Origin of the sequence: Moorena producens PAL-8-15-08-1 (assembly GCF_001767235.1) — a bacterium.
GTDB classification, from domain to species: domain Bacteria; phylum Cyanobacteriota; class Cyanobacteriia; order Cyanobacteriales; family Coleofasciculaceae; genus Moorena; species Moorena producens_A.
This window is the reverse complement of sequence record NZ_CP017599.1, coordinates 1635208-1657312: the sequence shown is the minus strand read 5'-3', so window position 1 is coordinate 1657312 and position 22105 is coordinate 1635208. Positions and strand designations below refer to the sequence as shown.

Sequence of the window (22105 nt, the reverse complement as noted above, 5' to 3'; positions counted from 1 at the left end):
GGCAAAGGTTGTAGAGTTTTTGTTGACAAAAATTGATTTATAAAATTCATCAATTAATTAAGACCTATCATGGAAGATATCAAAACTATTTACCAAGAGGAACTAGACGAACTACAAGAAGTTCCCTCATCACTGCTCATTACTAACGACGAAAGCAGCCAAACTTCAAGACTTCTCATTACTAACGACGAAAGCAGTAAAAGTTCAACTACGACTCTTCAAATCACCTCAACACAGATCTCAGGGGTAGTTTCTGAGTCCTATTCCGATGAATTGTCGAAACGTTTATCTCTATTTCCAAACCCCTTTAACCTTATTCTCGGTACTCCCAGTTCTGAGTTTCTGCGTGGCACTAACTATAACGATATTATTTTAGGTCGCGGGGGCAATGATATTATTCTTGGTCTCGGTGGCAATGACTTTCTGTTTGGAGACGATGGAAATGATGTTGTTGTCGGTGGCTCTGGTAACGATTTTGTATCTGGTGGCAATGGTAAAGACTTTCTATTTGGTGGTTCCGGTAACGATAGGCTGGATGGTGGGAATGGTAATGATTTTCTGTCTGGGGGAACTGGATATAACCTCTTCATCGGCAGTACAGGCAATGACACTCTCAACGGACAAGATGGCAGAGATACCGTAGATTACACTGGTCTGGGTCGAGCCATTACCCTTTTACCCACGGGAATTGTTAACAAAAATGGTCTTGGCAAGGATGAACTAATCCGAGTAGAGACTATTATTGGCGATCGCAATCAAGCTAACACCATTGATGCCTCTTCTGCTGGTACTGGTGCTTCGATCAACGTTGATTTGCAACAGGAAAAGTTACAAATTAATGTTGTCGGTGGTTCCATTCTCAACCGCACTGTACGGAACTTTATTAATGTCAAAGGTACCGAACTCAACGACACTATTGCTGGTAATAGACTAAGTAACAAACTTAGCGGTGGCGGTGGTAATGATGTCATTAGTGGTAGCGCTGGTAAAGATGTCATTGATGGTGGCTCTGGAAAAGATACAGTGGATTACACTGGTCTAGGTAGAGCGATTACTGTTTTACCAACTGGAATCGTTGATAAAGGGGGTTTGGGCAAAGATCAGCTGATTGGGGTTGAGAAAGTCATTGGGGATGCAGGTCAGGTTAATACTATCGATGCTTCTTCTGCTGGTACTACTGCGTCTGTGAATGTAGATCTGCAAAAGGAAACTTTACAAGTTAATATTGTTGGTGATGGCACTCTGAATTTCGCTGTCGAAAACTTTGTCAATGTCAAAGGTACTGGACGCAACGATACCATTGTTGGTGACAACCAAAATAATCAACTTACTGGTGGCGCAGGGAGTGACGACATTGTTGGTGGTGGTGGCAAAGATACCATCGTAGGTGTAGATCCCAACAGTTTGAGTCCAGGAGTCAACGAGATTGATATCTTAACTGGAGGCGCTGGTGCTGATACCTTTGTGATCGGAGATAGCAAGAATACTTACTATGAAGGGGGAGGATTCTTGGGTCTAAATGACTACGCTCTAATTACCGATTTCGAATCCGGTACGGATAAAATCCAACTGAAAAAAGACAACTATCTGTTTGGACGAAACTTTATTGCTGTGCGCAAAGGCTTCTACTATGATGATTTGAGTAGTGCTGCTTCAGCTGAAACCATTGTTGACAACCTATCTGAAGGTGTTATTAAAGACTCTGGCTCAAGTCTCGGTGCTGACACCACTGGTGATAGCTTCGAGTCCAGTCGGATACTTCCTAATTTTAATCTCGATATCATTGCTATCGTTTCCGACGGATATAGTCAATCTGATCTCCACTTTGTGTAATCTCAAGTTTGGTTAATTACATCCGAAATAGTTGCTAGATTTTTGGTAATTTAGTAATTAGTAATAGGTCATTATAAAGTATCAATTACCTATTACTAATTACTAAATTTTTTGCCAATTTGGCGTGACAAATCAATCACAAAGCCAATTTGGCGTTACAAGGGTTGTCTTGATGGGATTTCATCGAAATACCATAAATCGCTAAGGAAAATATTATGGCCACAATTCAACAGGCAATCCTTAAAAACCAACCATCAGCAAAAGACAAACTAGACTTAATACCCGACGCTATTAAAAATAAACAGGTAACAGAAGTCAAGTCCAGCAATGCTCCAGCTTTGACTAATTCAACTGCCCTGAGTGCTATAGGCGGCTTGAGCGGTGCAGAAAAGTCAGCTGTAGAAGGGTCAATATTAGCACCAGTGTCCTCAATCACAGGAATATCCTCAAGCGCAGCCCCAATCGCAGCAGAGTCATTCTCAACAGGTATCACAACAAAACCTTCTATCCAGCCCACTACATCGTCTAGTCTGACTAGCCGACCCTTTTTCCCATTCTTCTTGCCTAAGTTCATTATCGGTACTCCCCGTAGTGACCTTCTGGTTGGTACTGGCTCCACTGATATTGTTCTTGGTCTCGGTGGAGATGATCTAATCTTTGGACTTGGGGGTAACGACATACTCTTGGGCAATGATGGCCATGACGTCATGTTTGGTGGCTTTGGTGACGACAGGATGTTTGGTGGTCGTGGAAACGATTTTGTGTTTGGCGACTCCGGAAATGACACCATATTTGGGGACAGTGGCAATGATGTCTTGTTTGGTGATGCCGGTAAAGATACAGTTAATTACTCTACCTTGGGTACAGCAATTACCCTCTTACCTAGGGGTATAATTGACAAAGGCCGTTTTGGTCGGGATGAGCTTGTCGATGTTGAGAAAATTGTTGCAACTCCAGGTAAAGCCAATACGATTGATGCTTCCTCTGCTGGCTCTGGTGGTTCTATTAACGTGAATCTGCAAAAGCAAAGCTTGCAGGTCAATCTTGCTCGCAGTTCTAGTTTGAATTTGACTGTCCAGAATTTTGTTAATGTCAAAGGTGCCGCTCTCAATGACAATATTATAGGAGATAATAAAAATAACCAACTTACCGGTGGTGCAGGAAGTGACGAGATCACTGGTGCTGGTGGTAAGGACACTTTAGTTGGTGTTGATCCATCTAGTTTTAAACCAGGAACAAAGGAGATTGATATCCTGACTGGAGGTTCTGGTCGCGATAAGTTTGTTCTAGGAGATTCCAGAAATGTTTACTATCAAGGTGGTGGAATCTTTGGGTTAAACGACTACGCTTTCATTGAGGATTTCAGAAGTGGTCAGGACAAATTCCAACTCAAACGAGGCAACTATGTGTTTGGACGGAACTTTATCGCTGTACAGAAAGGCTTCATCTTTAATAAGTTTGACAGTGTTGCTGCAGGAGCAGCTCGAAGCAGTGAACCCAATGTGGCTCAGGTTGAGAATGCTGTTGACAACATAATCAAGGGTAATAATCCCGATCTTTCTAAGGTGACTACTGGTGTTGGTGCTCAAATCAGTTCTGCTGCTTGGCCAACAGACAATGATAGCAGCTCTTCTCGATTGATTGCTCCTGTTCAACTTGACATCATCGCTATCACAGAGAATCGGTATAACTTCAGTGATATCGACTTTGTTTAAGGTTTAAGTAATTAACCGTAGGGTGGGCAGTGACTAGCAACGCCATGAACAAGGTTGGTGAATCGGTGTGATCCACTGCCCACCTGAGATCAACCAAGTAATTAACCGTAGGGTGGGCAGTGACTAGCAACGCCATGAACAAGGTTGGTGAATCGGTGTGATCCACTGCCCACCTGAGATCAACCTGCTGGTCAGGGCAAGAGCCTAAAGTGCGATCGCCTCCATCGTTTTTTGATGAGTTTTTTTACTAAGCATACAACAAGCAAGCATACAGCTCCTAGTCACTTGACTCTTGAGTTGATGATTATTAGCCAATGCCTCGATAATTTTTTTGTCAATATCTGATTTAATAGCCGTTTTTTGATCGATAATCTTGCTATAAAATTGGTGTCTCATACCTGTCGAGTAATTCTGACCTCTAATATCGCTAGCAAGAAACTCTCCAATTCCTCCCCCCAGTTCCCTGACTACATCTATTTCACTGTCTGCCACTTGCGAAGCCAGCGCCACTGCTCTCGCATATAACGGTAAAGCAATAGACAAACCTGCGCCAGTAGCAGCAATGAATGTAGCGAGAATATAGATTAGAACCAGAGCAACAATATATCCGACTAGGACATCTATAATAGCACCGATTACCGGCACAATAATTACAACAATTGCGCCGACAATTTCTGATGAGGATAAAATTTCTACAAGTCTCTCAACATCCAGCTCATAGTCTACATTACCAACTCGAATAAAGGTAACATTTTTTTCATTAAAAACTAGTTGTTTAGCAGTATTATTGTTTGAATTTGTTTTTTCTAAAATAGGTTTGATAGCATTGTCAAGCTCATGAGCAATTGACTTTACCCAATCCTTGACACAGGTTTCAACGATATCCTCTGCAGGACTTTCTGTCCCAGGACTTACTTTTAAAGTATTTCGAACCTTTAATTTTATCGTTTCTGCCAAGGTGCTCAGATATATATAATCTCTATTTTTCCACTCTTTAATTTCAGTAAATACTATTTCATTGACTACAAAAAATGCCAAGGACTCACTCAAAGCCCGGAGCAATTTAGGATATCTATTATAGATTAGAGCCTGTGTTTGGCGTTGCACCAAAGCATTACCGTCTTCATAACTTGCTTGAAATTGATATCCAAGGCTATGTTCCATCTCAATCTCCTCAAATTTAATTGTGAGTTTCTACATGACAAACTGGGTTGGGTTTACCTTATTAAAGTTATCACCTACAATACTCAATGATATAAAATTGAAACAAATCTTGATGTTTGGATGAAATGCTTATGCTCTGAGGAGATACTAACTAATTAATTAGCCGATATACCAAATAGAATTTTTGATCGGTTTTGGAATTTTATTAATCAAATTTAACCGTTGATGAAGTAATTACTTGAGAGACAGTTAAGATGCCGAAATATAGAAATTATCAATTGGGTGAGGATGGGGAGATGGGGAGATGGGGAGATGGGGAGATCGGGCGGGAGATGGGGAGATCGGGCGGGAGATGGGGAGATGGGGAGTGTGGGGCCCGGGCGCGGGGAGTGTGGGGAGTGTGGGGCCCGGGCGCGGGGAGATTAGGTATCATGGGTCAAGCTATAGCCGTTTTGATAGCTATGAGGTAAACAGGATTTTTTCCCGACTCCCGACTCCCGACTCCCGACTCCCTCGGTGCGCTTTCCGTAGGCGAATTAAATTCGCCACGGGTCGCACCGCTCCCGACTCCCGACTCCCGACTCAAGTGTGGGATGAGGAATTTTTTTTGCTGGTAATCTTGACTATATAGTCAAAATTGTGCTAGCTTAAAACTATGGTTGGAAGAAAGCTAGAGTTCGACCGGGAAGAAGCCCTAGAAAAAGCTATGGACTTGTTCTGGTCTAAAGGCTATAATGCTACCGGGCTCAATGAGCTGCTGAAGCACATGGGCATCCAACGCCAAAGCCTGTACAACACCTTTGGTAGTAAACATGCTCTGTTTTTGGAGGCAGTACAGCACTATGGACAAACCGTAGTCAGCTGCATTGAGCAACAGTTGAATGAACCGGGCTCTCCCTTAGAAAACATCCGTAATCTAATCAGAGGCTTGGCGTCTGAGGCTATCTGTCCCAAATATCGTGGGTGTATGATGGCCAATACTATGATGGAGTTGGCTCCCCATGACCCAGCAGTGGCTAAGATGGTTCAGTGCCTAACCTGGCAGGTGGACAAAGCCTTGGAGCGGACATTGGAGAGGGCTGTGGCCGCTCAGGAGTTGCCAAGGGAGGCTAATCCACGTCAACTTGCTCGCTTTCTACATCATGTTATATTGGGATTCAATGTCCGAGGTAAAATACATCCAAGTTGTTCTTATCTAGATGACATTCTGGAGGTAGCTTTGTCTGTACTCGAATAATCGGTTCAGAGGTAGCAAAATTTTTTTTGCCCATTTTTTGACTATTCAGTCAAAAAATACCGTGATTTGAGCCGATCACCCCTGCTTAAGTCTGGAAATAATTCTCAAAGGCTCAGGAAGTCATAGTCATTCAGGAGACATCTAAATGTTACAACCTATTAGGTTTACTAGAAGCGAAGACATCAGTACCAAATCCCAAAGTTGTGATTTACCAACAAACCCCGCTGCAGGATCTGATGCTTCTTCTAGGTCTACTACTTCCTCTTTTGCTTTTGGTTGGTGGCAAACCCTTTGGGCAGATATCGACGTTATTTTCACACGAGACCCAGCTGCCCGAAATTGGATAGAAGTACTCTTTTGTTATCCTGGTTTGCATGCTTTAATGCTACATCGAGTTGGTAACTGGTTGTATTCTCGTGAGTTTCCCTTCTTGCCTCGGTTTTTGTCCCATCTAGGGCGGTGGCTAACGGGGATTGAAATTCATCCAGGGGCAACCATTGGCAAAGGTGTATTTATTGACCACGGTATGGGAGTAGTTATTGGTGAAACCGCCATCGTGGGTGACTATTGCTTGATTTACCAGAATGTAACTCTGGGGGGAACGGGCAAGGATAAAGGTAAGCGTCACCCTACCTTAGGTCACAATGTGGTGGTGGGTGCTGGAGCCAATGTTTTAGGCAACATCCGAATTGGCGATCGCTCTCGCATTGGGGCTGGCTCAGTTGTACTGAAAGATGTGCCCGATAACTCCACGATAGTGGGCATTCCAGGTCGGATTGTTTCACGAAAAAGTCAACCCGATCCTCTGGCACACCACAAACTGCCAGATGTAGAGGCCAAGCTAATTCGGACATTGATAGACCGCATTGCTACTTTGGAACAACAGGTGCAGGATTTGAAGGAGCGCGAACACACAGCAATTCATTAAGTGATGGGTGATGGTTAATGGGTAATGGGTCAATGATCAATTACCCAACAATACTTGATATCATTCCACTATTCACCAATGGTGAGCTAGCAATCATAACAGAGCCTCTGTATGACTATTCCGGTTCCGCCAAGAACTCGTGCTCAAGAATCTCGAGCTGCTATCGAACGGATTTATGTGATCATGCGACATCTATTTATCCGAGGATACTACAAGCCGGGGGGTGCTTCTGGTGCAGCCTTGAGGCAAGCGTTGCTGACTTTGCAACCGGAAATTTATGGCTCGATTGCTGACCCACAGAAAGTGGAATTGAACGGTCTAGTTTATGTTATCGATCGCTTACCCTGCGGCATGGAAATGTGTCGTTTTGTCAAACTGGTGGCGGCAGAAGGGTATAGTCAATCAGGATTTGAGACAATTGTTCCTGCTAAACGTCGCCGTAATTGCTACCGCATTGATCAAGAAACGATGCTGATCGAAATTACCCGAGGGCGTAGCGAGATTTATGACATTCTTACCCATTTGACTTTTATTTATATCGAAGCTAATAAAATTAGAGACCATGCTCTGGAGGAAGGTCAACCAACACGAGAGTGGATAAAGCTCGAAGAAATGGTTACAGGTCAACAATCCCCGGATAATCCTAAGTCCTTGGTGTCAGAAGACCTGGAAGTCCAGCATCGAGCTTTTTCTTATTTAAGTACTCTTTTAGGACGTACCTTTGAAGAAACCAAACACGCTTACCATCGCCTGGCTCAGGGCAGCTCTGATAATAATGGTCTATTTGATATTATTTATTGGCTGGGTCGAGTGGCGATGGAAGAAGTCCAATCCCAACGCGATCGCAAAATTACTTTCAGTTCCACACTGCGGGAGCGGATTGGACATCATATCCACGGGGCGCAGTGGGCAACTGATATTAAAGGCTTTGTATTAGAAAACAACTTATGGGAGCGCCCACTCCATATTATTAGTGCGAATTTGCATAGCGTGATGAATTGCTTATTTGCGCCATCAGCACTGAAACACACCTTGGGAGAAGACAAAAAAATTGAGGAAATTGCCCGTGAGTTAAGTTTACCAGAAAACGCCCACCTAAACCAAGAGGTTAGGGAGTTTGCCTTGCAAAATGGGATGTTTTATCTGGCCGATAGAGCTGGGACAAATATCCACGTGCAAATTTTTGATACTGCTATGTTCCCCCTCCCTTTGCTATCTCCTGAGTTACCCATTAATCATAACATAATTGAACAAGAAAAGCCAGTTATCTTGGTAATGGATTATGCTTTTGGGGAACAAGCGTTTGAGATTATGGATGAATTACTCAAACCTTATAAAACCGGTGGGCAATCCCAAAAACTTAATGTTAAATCGATTTCGGTAATGGGAAAAGCGGGAATATTGGTGGGACACAAGGGAGATTTAATGCTACCAACGGCACACATTTTTGAGGGAACAGCCGATAATTATCCTTTTGTTAATGAGCTAACTAGTGAGGATTTTAAAGATGATGGCATTCCCATTTATGAAGGAGCGTTGGTGACAGTAATGGGAACCTCTTTGCAAAACTCTGATATTTTAGCTTATTTCAAAAGTTCCTCTTGGAATGTGATTGGCTTGGAGATGGAAGGGGCACACTTACAAAAGGCAATTCAAGCTGCTTCTATGATCCGAAAAAGTATCGATGATAAGGTAAAGCTGCGTTATGCTTACTATGCTTCTGATAACCCCTTGTTGACAGGCAGCACCTTAGCTTCCGGGGGATTGGGAACAACAGGTGTTAAGCCCACCTATTTAATCACTATGAAATTTCTTAAGAAAATCCTGGGATAGGTAATGGGTAATGGCTCAGAAGTGTTGAATTTGGGAACAGGGAACAGGGAACAGGGAACAGGGGGTTTCCCCCACTCGCGCTTTGCATCAAGACAGTGAGATGAACCCATAGCGGTTCTGATACTAATGGGATACACAAGATTGTTTCCCTGTTGCCTGTTGCCTGTTGCCTGTTGCCTGTTGCCTGTTGCCTGTTGCCTTTTGCCTGTTCCCTACTCCCTACTCCCTACTCCCTATTCCCTGGGCGCAGCGCTATAATAAATAGTTAACCGGACATGCTATTCTTCAATCTCTTCATCTTCTTCCTCCAGAGAGTAAGTGCTAATAAATGTTGATAATGCATCTGCTATATTGAACTCTGGATACTCTCTGAACATTTCTAGAATCGGATTGTCTTCTTCGGTATACTCATCCTCCCATTCATACATGTTTCCCGAGTCATCAATATCAGTAAAGGTTACTGGAACTGGTGAGCTACTAAAACATCTGACATCTGACCAAGGCAACATCTCAGCAGTACTGTCATATCTGTAGATATCAAGATACATCAAAAAAGGAATTTCTTCAAAGATAATTTCATAGTATTCTTCGATTAATTTATATAACTCTGACTTATCTTTATTCAGCTTTAGCCAAAAGGTCATTTGCTCAGAGTTGGCAATTGATTTCAATTTTTCATCTACTAGAGAACAAAATTTAACGCCTAAATATAAATCTTGATACCTTTTTTCAACCTCATAGCGCCATTCGTCTACTTGACTGGGAGTGATTATAGAGTCATGAGGGAGAAAATTATCTTTATAAAACCATAAACTAGGAGGGTAATAGGAAAAAGGTCTTCCCTTTTTTCGGCGTTTTTTATTTTTACTGCGCTTGTTCATGATCTTTCTGTTTATAGTAAGGAAAAGTGAACAATATAGAAACAAAAATTACCCCCAGTTACGACTTTTGTCAATAACTGGGGGTAGGGAGTTAATCAGACAATTGCTGAAAACAATTTGTGAAAACGCGATTGACTGTAGGTCACGCTACGGGATGCGACCTAGGAGCCGCTAAAAGCGATCGCATTCCCCAAATCCCCTGCCCCACTCAGATTCATGTAGGGTGGGCAGTGAACCAAACCGATTCACCAAGCCAGCGCGATCGCGAAGCGGTTCCTTACTGGCAGTGCCAGACGCTGCGCGAACGGAACATCGCATTACTTGACACTGCCCACCAACGGATTAATCACAATTGATGTAGGGTGGGCAGTGAACCAGACCGATTCATCAAGCTGGCGATAGAATTACGCTCGCACTGCCCACCAACGGATTAAGACAGAGGAAAAACAGGAAACAAACCAGATCAAGGAGACTTTAACTAGTCAGTTGTTTCCGCCACCCTGTACTAGTGCTTAGACAAAGGAAAGATCCCCTTGGTTATACCCACCAGACACAATAGCAATAACATCAAAGCCGAAATTAGGCACGATCTGAACAGACTTCAAACTATCCCCTGTGGTGAGCTGAGATTGAACACCATTACTCTTACCTCCAGCAATATTCTTAGCAATCTGTTCAGCTGAAGCAATACTTGTGTCACTTGTCTTAAAAGAAAGGAAGCCTTTCTTGATAGCGATAAAGTTTGATCCAAAGATATAGTTGCTGCCTTTGTGGAGTTGGATTTTATCCGTACCGGATTGGAAATCCTTAACTAGAGCGTAATCATTCAGACCCAAAAATCCTCCTCTACCGACATAGTAAGGATTTTTGCTATCTCCAATCACAAATTTATCAGCACCAGCTCCTCCGGTTAAGACATCAATTTCATTAACACCTGGCTTTTTACTGTTGGGATCGACACCTACGATGGTATCATTACCACCGGCACCAGTAATATTGTCACTTCCCGCACCACCAGTAAGTTGATTACTGTTGTTATCACCAATAATGGTATCGTTGCGACCAGCACCCTTGACATTCACAAAGTTTTGGACAGTGCGATTCAGAACCGGACCATTAACAACATTAATCTGTAAACTGTTCTTTTGCAGATTTACGTTCACAGACGCACCACTACCAGCAGAAGAGGCATCAATAGTATTAGCTTGACCGGCATCCCCAATAATCGTCTCCACTCGGATCAGCTCATCCTGGCCAAGACCACTTTTGTTAACGATTCCCGTGGGTAAAAGAGTAATGGCTCGACCGAGACCAGTGTAATCGACGGTATCCTTACCTTCCTCTCCATCCAGGACATCATTACCACTACTGCCAATAAAATTGTTTGTGCCAGTTCCGCCAAATAGGGAGTCATTACCTGAGCCACCATCGAGAGAGTCATTACCAGAACTGCCAAACACAAAGTCGTTACCTGAGCCGCCAGACACAAAATCGTTACCTGAGCCAGCGATAACAATGTCATTTCCCCCTTCACCAAACACAAGGTCATTGCCACCAACTGCTATAATGACGTCATTTCCGCCACGTCCTAAAATTAAATCGTTCTTGTTAGTACCCACTAAAAAGTCAGGATTGGGAGTACCAATAATAAAGTTAAAAGGCCCTGATATTATAGATTTCGATGATAATCTTTGTAAGCCTGAATCATTGGGAACTAACTGTTTTATCTGGGTAGAACGTAACGAAAAACGTGCAGCCACAGGATTAGGTAACCGGGGGCTAGGAACTTCCTGATTCTGGATAGATTTTGGCAGTGATTTGATTGAATTTAATTCTGATGCTGAAATGTTGGATAAACTTTTTACCCTATCTATTAACGTAGCCATGATCAATTGACTCTTTTGTTCAATTTACCTAACGTTTGGATCGCAGCACCAAGACCATACCTAATGGTCATGAGCAGTTGATTACTCAGACTTTGACAAAATCTTAGACTCCAATCACCGATCAGCGAGATCGGGACAGGGCCGTGGAAGGAGCCCAAAAATCTGAAAGTCCCATGAAGACCATTAAGGGGTCTTGGCTGCCATCACTCTTTAAATCACTCCAAAAATCCCATTTTTCTACAGTTTTATGTAAAGTTTTGTAACGATTTTCCGGATTCTGGGTATTTACAGGATTTCTTAGGGCTGAGATGGCTACAAATCAATTGATCTGGCGATCTGGCCAAGGGAGATGGGGCAGATTTTTATTAAAACAAACAAAAATTACCCCAAGTGATTGACAAAAGTCATAACTTGGGGTAAAGAGTGAATCAGTTGATGTAGGGTGGGCAGTGAACCAAACCGATTCACCAAGCCATAGCCCATGGCTAGGCACTGCCCACCAACGGATTAATCACAATTGATGTAGGGTGGGCAGTGAACCAAACCGATTCGCTAAGTCATAGCATTTTTCGCCACTGCCCACCAACGGATTAATCACAATTGATGTAGGGTGGGCAGATGTAGGGTGGGCAGTGAACCAGACAGATTCACCAAGAAGCGCGATCGCGAAGCGGTTCCTTACTGGCAGTGCCAGACGCTGCGCGAACGGAACATCCCATTGCTAGGCACTGCCCACCAAAGGATTAATCACAATTGATGTAGGGTCGGCAGTGAACCAGACCGATTCACCAAGCCAAAGCCCATTGCTAGGCACTGCCCACCAAACGATTAATCACAGTAGATGTAGGGTCGGCAGTGAACCAGACAGATTCATCAAGAAGCGCGATCGCGAAGCGGTTCCTTACTGGCAGTGCCAGACGCTGCGCGAACGGAACATCGCATTACTAAGCACTGGCCACCAAACTAATCGTTATACAAAGGAGAGATCCCCTTGGTTATAGCCACCAGACACAATCGCAACAATGTCAAAGCCGAAACTAGGCGCGATCTTAACAGAGTCCAAACTATCCCCTGTGGTCAGCTGAGATTCAAGACCTAAACTCTTACCTCCAGCAATATCCTGAGCAATCTGTTCCGCTGAAGCAAGACTTTTCTCAGAAGAAGATAAGCCGTTATTAAGAGCGATAAAGTTTGATCCAAAGATATAGTTGGCTTTTTTCAGTTGGATTTTATCCGTACCGGATTGGAAATCCTTAAGTAGAGCGTAATCATTCAGACCCAAAAATCCTCCTCCACCGACATAGTAAGGATTTTTGCTATCTCCAATCACAAATTTATCAGCACCAGCTCCTCCGGTTAAGACATCAATTTCCTTAATACCTGGCTTTATACTGTTGGGATCGACACCTACAATGGTATCATTACCACCGGCACCAGTAATCTCGTCACTTCCGGCACCACCAGTAAGTTGATTACTGTTGTTATCACCAATAATGGTATCGTTGCCACCAGCACCCTTGACATTCACAAAGTTTTGGACAGTGCGATTCAGAACTGGACCATTAACAACATTAATCTGTAAACTGTTCTTTTGCAGATTTACGTTCACAGAGGCACCACTACCAGCAGAAGAGGCATCAATAGTATTAGCTTGACCTGCATCCCCAATAATCGTCTCCACTCGGATCAGCTCATCCTTACCAAGACCACTTTTGTTAACGATTCCGGTGGGTAAAAGAGTAATGGCTCGACCGAGACCAGTGTAATCGACGGTATCCTTACCTTCCTCTCCATCCAGGACATCATTACCACTACTGCCAATAAAATTGTTTGTGCCAGTTCCGCCAAATAGGGAGTCATTACCTGAGCCACCATCCAAGATATCATTACCAGAACTGCCAAACACAAAGTCATTACCTGAGCCGCCAGATACAAAATCATTACCTGAGCCAGCGATAATAATGTCATTTCCCTCTTCACCAAACACAAGGTCATTGCCACCGAGTGCTACAATGACGTCATTTCCGCCACGTCCTAAAATTAAATCGTTCTTGTTAGTACCCACTAAAAAGTCAGGATTGGGAGTACCAATAATAAAGTTAAAAGGCCCTGATATTATAGATTTCGATGATAAGCTTTTTAAGCCTGAATCATTGGGAATTAACTGTTGTATCTGGGTCAAATTTAACTGAATCGGTGTACCAGCAGACTTAGATAAATCGGGGCTAGGAACTACCTGATCCTGAATAGATTGTGGTAGTGACTTGATTAAATTTAGTTCTGATTCCGGAATTAGGTTGGATAGCTTATCAAGTTCAGTTACTAACTTAGCCATGGTTAATTTTCTCTTTTTTTTGGTATGAATCCACCTTAGCGATCGCAGCAGCTATAACATACCTAATGGTGATTAGCAGTTGATTAGGTTTTAGGATTAGGTCAAGGAGTATAGCCTTAGCAAAGGGAATAGGGAATAGGGAATAGGTAAGAGCGAATCTGCTAACAGGGAAAAAATAGGTGTGTGTAGCTAATTACTATGAGAATCGCTATAGTTATTAATTAATTATTAATAAACAATTAACATTTGTTAATTGTGACTTGTTACTTGGCAGCACTAGCTCGATCCAAAAAAGATATATAGTGTTAATCCTATTTATGAAGTACATTCAATTTTCTTATCCCGACTCCCTCGGTGCGCTTTCCGTAGGCGAATTAAATTCGCCACGGGTCGCACCGCTCCCGACTCCCTCGGTGCGCTTTCCGTAGGCGAATTAAATTCGCCACGGGTCGCACCGCTCCCGACTCCCGACTCCCTAAAACCCCAAGGGCGAGGTACCTCACCCAATTGAGAACTGCTATGGTACCCATAACGGGTACTGTCAAATTTTATTAAATAAAGTAAACTATAGTTGTCAGTCAATCGGTTATCGTGGGTGTTTAGTTTAGGAATTAAATTAAACCTAAATTAAGCCGAATTTACATGATAATTACCGATATAAAATTATCAGATTACCTTAGCTTTTTTTTTAAATAACATTACCAATTTAGGTACAGTAATCAGGGTAATTTGCTTACGTAGATATCTAAAACAAACTGATTTTTTTCAAAAATCATAAAAACAGCATAGTTATGATAATCGGGGACATATACGTTTTGCAAATCTATCTATTAAACGCTCCCAATAGCTACAATATTTACTAGTTTATTGATTAGTTTATAGGTAGCTCTTCGGTGCTATTGATTAGGATTACCTACTATGAACTATAACACCAATCGATTTGAAGATGAACTGTTTATCAAAGCAGCCAAACTGTGGAATTTAGAAAAGTTGTATACAGAACTGGCTCAGAAAAAAACCATTGCTACAAATAGGGAAATCAAATTGACCCCAGTGGAAAAAGCATGCTTAAGAGGTTTGCTGTGCGGCTATGCTCCCAAAAAAATTGCTGGTGCTCTCCATTGGAGTTGTGGCTCACTTAGCGTTCAACTAACTAAAGGTTTGTATCGGTATGTAGAAACCTTAACTAATCGGAAATCGAACACCCTAAAAAGTTGGAGAGATATCTCGATATGGCTGGAAGCGGCTGGATACAAAACTCCCCAGCAGTGCCAAGATTGGGGTGAAGCACCACAGATTTCTGCATTCTATGGACGCACTAGGGAACTGAACACCCTTAAGCAATGGATTAGTCTCAAACGAAGCCAATTGGTAGCAATACTTGGGATAGTAGGCGTTGGCAAAACATCGTTAGCTGCCAAGCTAGCACGAGAGATTCAGGGGGAGTTTGATTATATTATTTGGCGATCGCTATCCTCTGGCCAACCCCTGAAGGAACTGCTGACACAGCTGATACCATTCCTGTCTCACCAGCAGTCATCGGAGTTACCAGAAGATATTAACCTGCTGATGTCTGATTTTCTAGAGTGTTTACGAGAGCATCGCTGTCTGGTAATACTCGATGATGCTGAACAGATTTTAAGCCGTGGCACTTTAGTTGGACAGTATAAAGCGGGATATGAGGATTATGGTAAACTTTTTAGACGAGTAGGACAAGAAAGACACCAAAGTTGTTTGCTCTTAATTAGTTGGGAACCACCGCTACAAATGGAGTTATTGGAGAAAAAAAACTATTCCACTCGTTCATTAACCCTAAACGGTTTACCAACAGAATATGCTCGTAAACTATTAGTAGCTAATGGTTTGTCTGAACAAGAGCAAGACATGGAACTCATTAAACGTTATCGAGGCAATCCCTTAGGCTTAAAGCTGGCTGTAAAAACAATTAAAGACTTTTTTTTTGGTAGTGTATCAGAATTTTTAAATTGGGATGACGTGATTGTTCCTGAGCCAATGAAAACAATTTTAATCGAGCAATTGAATCGCTTAGATCAGTCAGAGAAAAAGGTGATTGCCTATCTAGCTAGGAATCCTACCCCCATTTCTATTAAACAATTGCGCCATAGTATTACCTTAGACTATAATTCACAACTTATTTCAGTTTTACAGTCTTTGGAAAGGCGCTCTCTAATGGAAAAAGTGTCCCACAGTAATCGCACATTGTTTACCATAATTCCTATAATTAGGACGGTGATTAATGAGCATGAAGGTTGTTTGCTGTAAGCGTTCGGTCTAGGTTAGGTTTAAAGTTGGTTGAAGGTTGAAGGTTGAAGGTTGAAGGTTGACAGTCAACCTTCAACAAAAAACGACTATATAAGTTCTATATAAGTTAACTTTTGATTAACTTATACTATCTCAAAGTCACTGAAATTTACCGAGGTGCTGGTGTCGATTGTAGCAAACTGAGCTCCACTTCCCAGACCACCTGCACTGCCATTCTGGTTGTAGAATAGATCCCCGGTGTTGCTGTTGTAGACAATCAAAGCACCACTACTTTCGACCTGGCTATTATCAGATACAACCGCCCATTCACTGCTAGCTAAGCCTCCACTGGAGGTACCAGTGAGTGCAGTGAAGGTGCTCTGTTCCAGACTAATTCGGTCTTGACCTCCGATAAAGTTAAGAATGCTATCGAGACCCAAATCGCTTGAATTGAAAGCTGTTCCAGTGTCAAACGTAAAGGTAGTAATACCGTTACCACTGATGAGGACATCATTACCATCTCCACCAACCAGATTGTCATCGCCATCACCTCCAATCAGAGTGTCATTCCCGGCATCTCCAATCAGGTTATCATCACCAGCTCCGCCAACCAGGCTATCATTGCCAGCATTACCCCTGAGGTTGTCATCACCGGCTCCGCCAATCAGGGTGTCGTTGCCTTTTCCACCAATACCAACCAAAGGTAAGACAGCATTGGTTCCGTCGAGAAGGTCATTACCATCACCACCGTTAAAGACTACCAACTGTACATCAGTACCGGACAAATCATTAACAGTTAAGGTGTCATCACCCTTGAGACCATTGATCTCAAACTGTTCTACATCATTGACATCCAGAGTGAACTGACCGAGATTCAAGCGCTGAAAGCTTACTCTGTGGCCAAAGGGGTTGAGGGCAAAGTTATTATTGACGCAACCGAAAACCGCCCATCTTTAGAGGGCGGATGAAGGTAAGTAAGCACTTTTAAGTGCCGTGATTTCTAATTAATTCTTCAATGAATACCGATACACTGATTTTTTTATTTTTGGATAACTCTTGGGCTTTTTACCAAGTACTAGGAGTTAAAAAAATGGTATGTCTTTTTTTGACTTCTTCATAATGTACTGGTATCCCCCTAATTCTTTTTTGTTTTTTGGTTGTCATTTCTATAATAAGCGTCTATACTATATATATAGTAACAAATAGGTCGAGCCAATGCTAGTTTATGAATTTAAGCTCAAAGGTAAACAATATCAATATAATTTACTTGATGAAGCTATTCGGACTGGTCAATTCATTCAAAATTCATGTTTGCGTTTATGGATGGATGCTAAACCAGAGGACAAAATAAACCGTTTTGCCCTTAACAAATATTGCAAAATATTAGCTGATAATAATAATTTTCCTTGGGTTAAAAAATTAAATAGCATGGCTCGACAAGCTCACGCTGAAAGAACTTGGGCATCTATTTCCAGGTTTTATGACAACTGCAAGAAACAAATTCCCGGAAAAAAAGGTTTTCCGAAATTTAAAAAAAATTGTCGCTCAGTTGAATACAAAACCACTGGCTATCAAGTATCAACAGATAGGAAAACTATAAAATTTACTGATGGGTTTAAAGCTGGTATTTTTAAATTAGTTGGTTCAAGGGATTTACATTTCTATCCTTTCAAATCAATTAAAAGAGTTCGAGTGGTTAAAAGAGTTGATGGTTACTATGTTCAATTTTGTATTGATCAAGAAAGGCAAGAAAATACTCAACCAACTGGCAAAGCTATTGGCCTGGATGTTGGAATTAAAGAATTCTACACTGACAGTAATGGTGGTACCTGCCATAATCCTAAATATTTAAGAAAGTCCGAAAAAAAATTAAAAAAACTGCAACGGAAATTATCTAAATGTAAAAAAGGTTCTAAGAATAGGAAAAAGTTTCAGAAAAAATTAGCTAAACAGCACCTCAAGGTATCAAGGCAGCGTAAAGACTTTGTAGTTAAAACTGCAAGGGCGCTATGTCAATCTAACGATTTGGTAGCCGTTGAAGACCTACAGGTGAAAAATATGGTAAAAAACCATAAATTAGCTAAATCAATATCTGATGCTAGTTGGTCAATGTTTAAATCTTGGTTAGAATACTTTGGAAAAGTATTTGAACGTAAAATTGTTGCAGTTAAACCACATTTTACTAGTCAAAATTGTTCTAGCTGTGGGAAACTAGTTAAAAAATCACTATCAGTTAGAACTCATGTCTGTAGTTGTGGTTACGTCTTAGATCGGGACGAAAATGCGGCAATTAATATTTTAAATAGGGCGGGGCACGCCCAAATTAACGCTTCTGGACAGATTAACCTCTGTCAGTTGGGTGAAAACCTAGCTGATAAGTTAGCTGGATGAAAGAAGAATCCCCGTACCTAATGGTCGGGGAGTGTCAACTCCGGCACCATCTGCGCCATTGACTTCTACCACATCAAAGCCAGCACCCCCTTCCATGATATCGCTGCCATCACCGTTATTCCAAATCAGTCGGTCATCACCATTTGCGCCATTAATATTGTCATCACCGCGATCGCCAATCAGGGTATCATTGCCTTCACCACCATCTAGAAGATCAATACCATCACCACCGCTTAATAAATCATTGCCAGCTCTGCCATCAAGTACATCTTCCCCAGCAGCCCCTGCTAGGGTGTCATTGTCAGCACCCCCATCAAGAAGGTCATTGCCACCCAAACCTAGTAAGGTGTCATTGCCAGCACCCCCGATCAGGTTATCATCATTGTTGTCTCCTACTAGAAAGTCATTACCTGGACCGCCGATTAATGTACTCATGAAAGTTGCTCCTGAATTTTTTAGAGGTTGTAATTAGGTATCTATAAGAGCTATCTACCTCTGTTTGGATAATTATGCAAGAAGCCTAATATTTTTTTTTTCTAGAAGTTAACTTTGTGTATATATGTACTAAAATAATGGAAAAACCTGGTAATAAACGGTTTAGAAGTCCCCGGCGGGGGACAGTTCCATGATGGAGTCAGTGATTGGATCTACTGTAGACAGTATTGGTTCAAGGTTAGAACCCAGACTGAGTTGATTCTGTTCACGGTACATACGGGCAAGAGCACCAGTGAAGCCAGCGTTGTAGTCAAGAGCGACTTCATTAATGGCATAGTTAGTTCGATCATCGACATAGGCATTATCGTCTGGTTCAGAGGGACCACCCACCAATGCACCATAGAGAATGTTGAGGTTGTCCGTTGGTGATTCGATGTCATTGGTGGTGGAACCATGGGCTGCACGATGGTGGGGATTCTTGGGAGAATTGTGGCCAAAACCGACAACATAACTGAAATTCTTGGGATTATCCCCAAGAATGTAGTCAATTTGATCAGCTGCGAAATCGGAGTAACGACCATTACCATCATTAACGGTATCACTATAAATACCAGCAAGGAAAGCGGTATTGGCAGCATATCGTAGGGAACCCCAGTCATTGAACCAAGCTAGTCCACCCTCAGTATATTCGATACCTTCACCACTGTCGTCACTCCAGTAGTCCAGCCAGCGTTCTACTTCGATACGGTACCTATCTTCGTCAGTTTCCTGAGCAAGGAGGATGCCAGTACCATAGACTTTTTGATCCCAGGATTGAGTCTGAGTCGGATCAATACCTAGATAGTAACTTTCGGCTTTATCCAAGTAGGTCTGGTCACCGGTTGCTTTGTACAGCCAAGTTGCAGACCAGGCTAGTTCGTCTTCGTAGCCACTCCAAGAATTGTAGAAAATAGCAGCATCGGCGATAGAGTCAGAGTAGTTGCCCTGATAGGTTTCCGCAAAGTCAAATAGGGCTTTCGCATTATTGAGTAGTTCATTAGCGTAGCTGCTGTTTGTAGATTGGAAGGCAATTGAGGCAGCAGCTAAGGCAGCAGCGGATTCACCAGCTAGGTCAGAACCTGGATTTAACGGATCAATTTTGAACGCTGGTCGCGCCATGGTCATGGTTTCCGGCGGTGCCCAGACGCTGTGGTCGATTTCACCGGATCCAACCTGTGCCCAGAATTCTTCGGTTTGACCGTTACTGTCTGTGATGTGGGCTTTGAGTATGTAATCGGTACCCCACTTAATGGCATCCAACGCCTCATCCCATTGACCCATTTGCTGGTAGGCATCTTGATATTCGATTGCCCCCCAAGCTAGCATAGTCATGGCAGCAGCCATGGGGAAGCCGAACTTGACGTGGTCCCCAGCATCGTAATAACCGCCAGTGAGGTCAACTCCTACATCAGCACCATCGTTGAGGCCAGAATCCCCGCGCCATGGGATGCGATTGTCCTCTGGAAGTTTACCAGAGCGCTGAGCTTCATAAAATAAGAAGGACTTTTCGACAGCGTCACCATAGTTAAACTGTGTTGATAAATTGGTTGAGAAATTGCTGCTGATGATACTAGCTACAGTCTCACCATTTCCATTGGATGGGTTGATTTTAACAGGAGTAGATGCATTCATTAGTAATTAAAATTTAGTAAGTTTTTAGTAAGTTTTTATAACCAATCAAGTCAAATCACCCCTGTTTACTACTGGAAAAATTAAACAGGTCACATTACCATTTTTTGTGGTTTATTCTGTTGTTTATGACTATAAAAATAACGAAACCGGGTAAATCATCCCTGTGTAATAAAGGGAAAACGAACTAGTCTCTAAGTCTCCGTTAATAAAGGAGATAATAGGTCATCCTATTTGATTGACAAAGGCACTTTAAATTTGAGTAGTATTACTCTCAATGGCGACACCGAAATAGTTTTCTTTTGTAACGATAGCTAATACTAGTTTACAACTGTCAAGATATTAGTGTTAAAGAAAATTAGAAGATATTGTTAATTTTTAGTAAAGAATTAAAATGCCTAACACACAGTATCTTATACTAAACGGTTTTAAATTAGGTGAGATACATTTTTATAGAGAATAGGGAACAGGGAACTTCGGATCAGGGAACAGCGGATCACCGGAACAGGGAGCAGTGATGCAGCGCTATACTTTATTAACTCTTGCCTCTGGGCTCTTGCCCTACTTTTCGGTATCTCCCCATCTCCCCATCTGGTTAATCTGGGGGACAGAGGAAATTTTGGAGTTTTTCCGGCATTTCCTCAAAATTCTCTAGAAGGAAGTCTAAGGGAAGGAGCCAGAAGCCAGCACCAGTTGTCGAATCTTCGCCCTGGCTTCTGGCTCCTTCCTTTTGTAATAATACAAAAAGTATAAATAGGATAAAAACCTTAAAAAACTTAAAAAACTAATTTGGGAGTTTGTAGGGTGGGCAAAAAGCGATGCAGCAAGGGAACAGGGGAGGCAGCGCGGTCTTGGGGGTTTCCCCCACTCGCTATTGCCGTGGTCTCCCCCACTCGCTATTGCCGTGGTTTCCCCCACTCGCTATTGCCGTGGTTTCCCCCACTCGCTATTGCATCAAGACACAGTTTGGTTCAAATGAGTCTTCTAGATAATATTACTTTGCCCACCCTACTTGAATTGGTATTTTTTTTTACACGCAAGTCCCTTAGTTGTTCATATGACGGTGTCTTACCTACTGAGTCGCCTAGTTTGTAATATGTGTGTAATACAATAAAGTTGTGAAAATTTAATCAATAAAGTTGTGATCTTATCAACTTGTTGAGGTCACTTAAACGGCGGTACGTTAAGCATAGTAAAGCGATGCAGCGCCGCCAAAGGGGGTTTCCCCCACTCGCTATTGCATCAAGAAGCGTTGATAGACTTTGGTACTATCTCAAATATAATTCCTTAAAATTAAATTTTTCAAGAAAACTAAATTTTGACAATAAAATAGGTTTGGCTATATGGTATTTAAGGCTCATATTGTTTAAAATCATCATTGGCTTGACAACAGTCTAAGATTAGTGTTATAGACATTGATGAAACTTGTGATAACAAGTTTTTACTCAGATTTACTTATGTTGTATTAGGAAAATATTTTCTCTATATAAATAAAATTTAATCATGGAAATATCTATGAAAAAAAAAATTATATTTT

21 protein-coding genes are annotated in these 22105 nt (G+C 42.1%); 13 read left to right on the top strand and 8 right to left on the bottom strand.

What is annotated here, in order from left to right; genetic code table 11:
- The first annotated feature begins 69 nt into the window (after positions 1–69).
- Together BJP34_RS06335 and BJP34_RS06330 are read left to right on the top strand one after the other, a co-directional pair.
- On the top strand, positions 70–1833 hold the full coding sequence (locus BJP34_RS06335) for a calcium-binding protein (RefSeq protein WP_149030831.1): 1764 nt from the start codon (positions 70–72) through the stop codon (positions 1831–1833).
- Between the two features lie 215 nt (positions 1834–2048).
- On the top strand, positions 2049–3548 hold the full coding sequence (locus tag BJP34_RS06330; RefSeq protein WP_070391612.1) for a calcium-binding protein: 1500 nt from the start codon (positions 2049–2051) through the stop codon (positions 3546–3548).
- On the opposite strand, the gene BJP34_RS38890 is transcribed toward BJP34_RS06330, so the two are convergent.
- Both BJP34_RS38890 and BJP34_RS06325 read right to left on the bottom strand, forming a co-directional pair.
- Entirely contained in the window at positions 3526–3714 is a 189-nt protein-coding gene (locus BJP34_RS38890) for a hypothetical protein (RefSeq protein WP_149030830.1), read from the bottom strand. The two genes, BJP34_RS06330 and BJP34_RS38890, sit on opposite strands and share 23 nt — an antisense overlap.
- 38 nt (positions 3715–3752) lie before the next feature.
- Positions 3753–4712, bottom strand: a complete 960-nt coding sequence (locus BJP34_RS06325; protein WP_070391611.1) for a hypothetical protein — start codon at positions 4710–4712, stop codon at positions 3753–3755.
- Positions 4713–5016: 304 nt separating this feature from the next.
- On the opposite strand from BJP34_RS06325, the gene BJP34_RS42570 reads away from it, so the two are divergent.
- The 5 genes from BJP34_RS42570 to BJP34_RS48495 all read left to right on the top strand — a co-directional run bounded on the left by BJP34_RS42570 (position 5017) and on the right by BJP34_RS48495 (position 8968).
- Positions 5017–5343 carry a hypothetical protein gene (locus BJP34_RS42570; RefSeq protein WP_158517045.1) on the top strand — a complete coding sequence of 109 codons (327 nt, stop codon included), beginning with the start codon at positions 5017–5019 and terminating at the stop codon, positions 5341–5343.
- Between the two features lie 24 nt (positions 5344–5367).
- Positions 5368–5949, top strand: coding sequence for a TetR/AcrR family transcriptional regulator (locus BJP34_RS06315; RefSeq protein WP_070391609.1), 582 nt, complete (start codon positions 5368–5370; stop codon positions 5947–5949).
- A 145-nt stretch (positions 5950–6094) separates the two neighbouring features.
- Positions 6095–6877 (top strand): serine O-acetyltransferase, encoded by a 783-nt coding sequence (gene cysE, locus BJP34_RS06310; protein ID WP_083305028.1) that lies wholly within the window; start codon positions 6095–6097, stop codon positions 6875–6877.
- A 111-nt stretch (positions 6878–6988) separates the two neighbouring features.
- Positions 6989–8710, top strand: coding sequence for a DUF6909 family protein (locus BJP34_RS06305; protein WP_070391608.1), 1722 nt, complete (start codon positions 6989–6991; stop codon positions 8708–8710).
- A 126-nt stretch (positions 8711–8836) separates the two neighbouring features.
- On the top strand, positions 8837–8968 hold the full coding sequence (locus tag BJP34_RS48495; RefSeq protein WP_267876501.1) for a hypothetical protein: 132 nt from the start codon (positions 8837–8839) through the stop codon (positions 8966–8968).
- Between the two features lie 20 nt (positions 8969–8988).
- Here BJP34_RS48495 and BJP34_RS06300 read toward each other — a convergent pair whose 3' ends face one another.
- Positions 8989–9591, bottom strand: a complete 603-nt coding sequence (locus BJP34_RS06300) for a hypothetical protein (RefSeq protein WP_070391607.1) — start codon at positions 9589–9591, stop codon at positions 8989–8991.
- Between the two features lie 119 nt (positions 9592–9710).
- On the opposite strand from BJP34_RS06300, the gene BJP34_RS38885 reads away from it, so the two are divergent.
- Positions 9711–9947: a hypothetical protein gene (locus tag BJP34_RS38885; protein ID WP_149030829.1), complete on the top strand. Its 237-nt coding sequence runs from the start codon at positions 9711–9713 to the stop codon at positions 9945–9947.
- Between the two features lie 156 nt (positions 9948–10103).
- On the opposite strand, the gene BJP34_RS06295 is transcribed toward BJP34_RS38885, so the two are convergent.
- Positions 10104–11477, bottom strand: a complete 1374-nt coding sequence (locus BJP34_RS06295; protein ID WP_070391606.1) for a calcium-binding protein — start codon at positions 11475–11477, stop codon at positions 10104–10106.
- 610 nt (positions 11478–12087) lie between these two features.
- On the opposite strand from BJP34_RS06295, the gene BJP34_RS42565 reads away from it, so the two are divergent.
- Both BJP34_RS42565 and BJP34_RS42560 read left to right on the top strand, forming a co-directional pair.
- Positions 12088–12234 (top strand): hypothetical protein, encoded by a 147-nt coding sequence (locus BJP34_RS42565; protein ID WP_158517044.1) that lies wholly within the window; start codon positions 12088–12090, stop codon positions 12232–12234.
- Positions 12235–12247: 13 nt separating this feature from the next.
- A complete protein-coding gene (locus tag BJP34_RS42560) occupies positions 12248–12478 on the top strand; it encodes a hypothetical protein (protein ID WP_158517043.1) in 231 nt (76 codons plus the stop codon).
- Here BJP34_RS42560 and BJP34_RS06290 read toward each other — a convergent pair.
- Positions 12448–13812, bottom strand: a complete 1365-nt coding sequence (locus BJP34_RS06290; protein ID WP_070391605.1) for a calcium-binding protein — start codon at positions 13810–13812, stop codon at positions 12448–12450. The genes BJP34_RS42560 and BJP34_RS06290 overlap by 31 nt on opposite strands.
- Positions 13813–14730: 918 nt before the next feature.
- Here BJP34_RS06290 and BJP34_RS06285 point away from each other — a divergent pair.
- On the top strand, positions 14731–16095 hold the full coding sequence (locus tag BJP34_RS06285) for an NB-ARC domain-containing protein (RefSeq protein WP_070391604.1): 1365 nt from the start codon (positions 14731–14733) through the stop codon (positions 16093–16095).
- 122 nt (positions 16096–16217) lie between these two features.
- Here the strand turns inward: BJP34_RS06285 and BJP34_RS48490 are convergent, their stop codons facing one another.
- Entirely contained in the window at positions 16218–16952 is a 735-nt protein-coding gene (locus BJP34_RS48490) for a calcium-binding protein (RefSeq protein WP_070391603.1), read from the bottom strand.
- 337 nt (positions 16953–17289) lie between these two features.
- Here BJP34_RS48490 and BJP34_RS06275 point away from each other — a divergent pair, with 337 nt between their 5' ends.
- Positions 17290–18465 (top strand): RNA-guided endonuclease InsQ/TnpB family protein, encoded by a 1176-nt coding sequence (locus BJP34_RS06275; RefSeq protein WP_070391602.1) that lies wholly within the window; start codon positions 17290–17292, stop codon positions 18463–18465.
- On the opposite strand, the gene BJP34_RS38880 is transcribed toward BJP34_RS06275, so the two are convergent.
- Positions 18454–18900, bottom strand: coding sequence for a calcium-binding protein (locus BJP34_RS38880; protein ID WP_070391601.1), 447 nt, complete (start codon positions 18898–18900; stop codon positions 18454–18456). The genes BJP34_RS06275 and BJP34_RS38880 overlap by 12 nt on opposite strands.
- A gap of 162 nt (positions 18901–19062) precedes the next feature.
- On the bottom strand, positions 19063–20571 hold the full coding sequence (locus BJP34_RS06265) for a glycoside hydrolase family 9 protein (RefSeq protein ID WP_070391600.1): 1509 nt from the start codon (positions 20569–20571) through the stop codon (positions 19063–19065).
- 514 nt (positions 20572–21085) lie between these two features.
- Here BJP34_RS06265 and BJP34_RS42555 point away from each other — a divergent pair.
- A complete protein-coding gene (locus tag BJP34_RS42555; protein WP_158517042.1) occupies positions 21086–21223 on the top strand; it encodes a hypothetical protein in 138 nt (45 codons plus the stop codon).
- Positions 21224–22105: the final 882 nt, after the last annotated feature.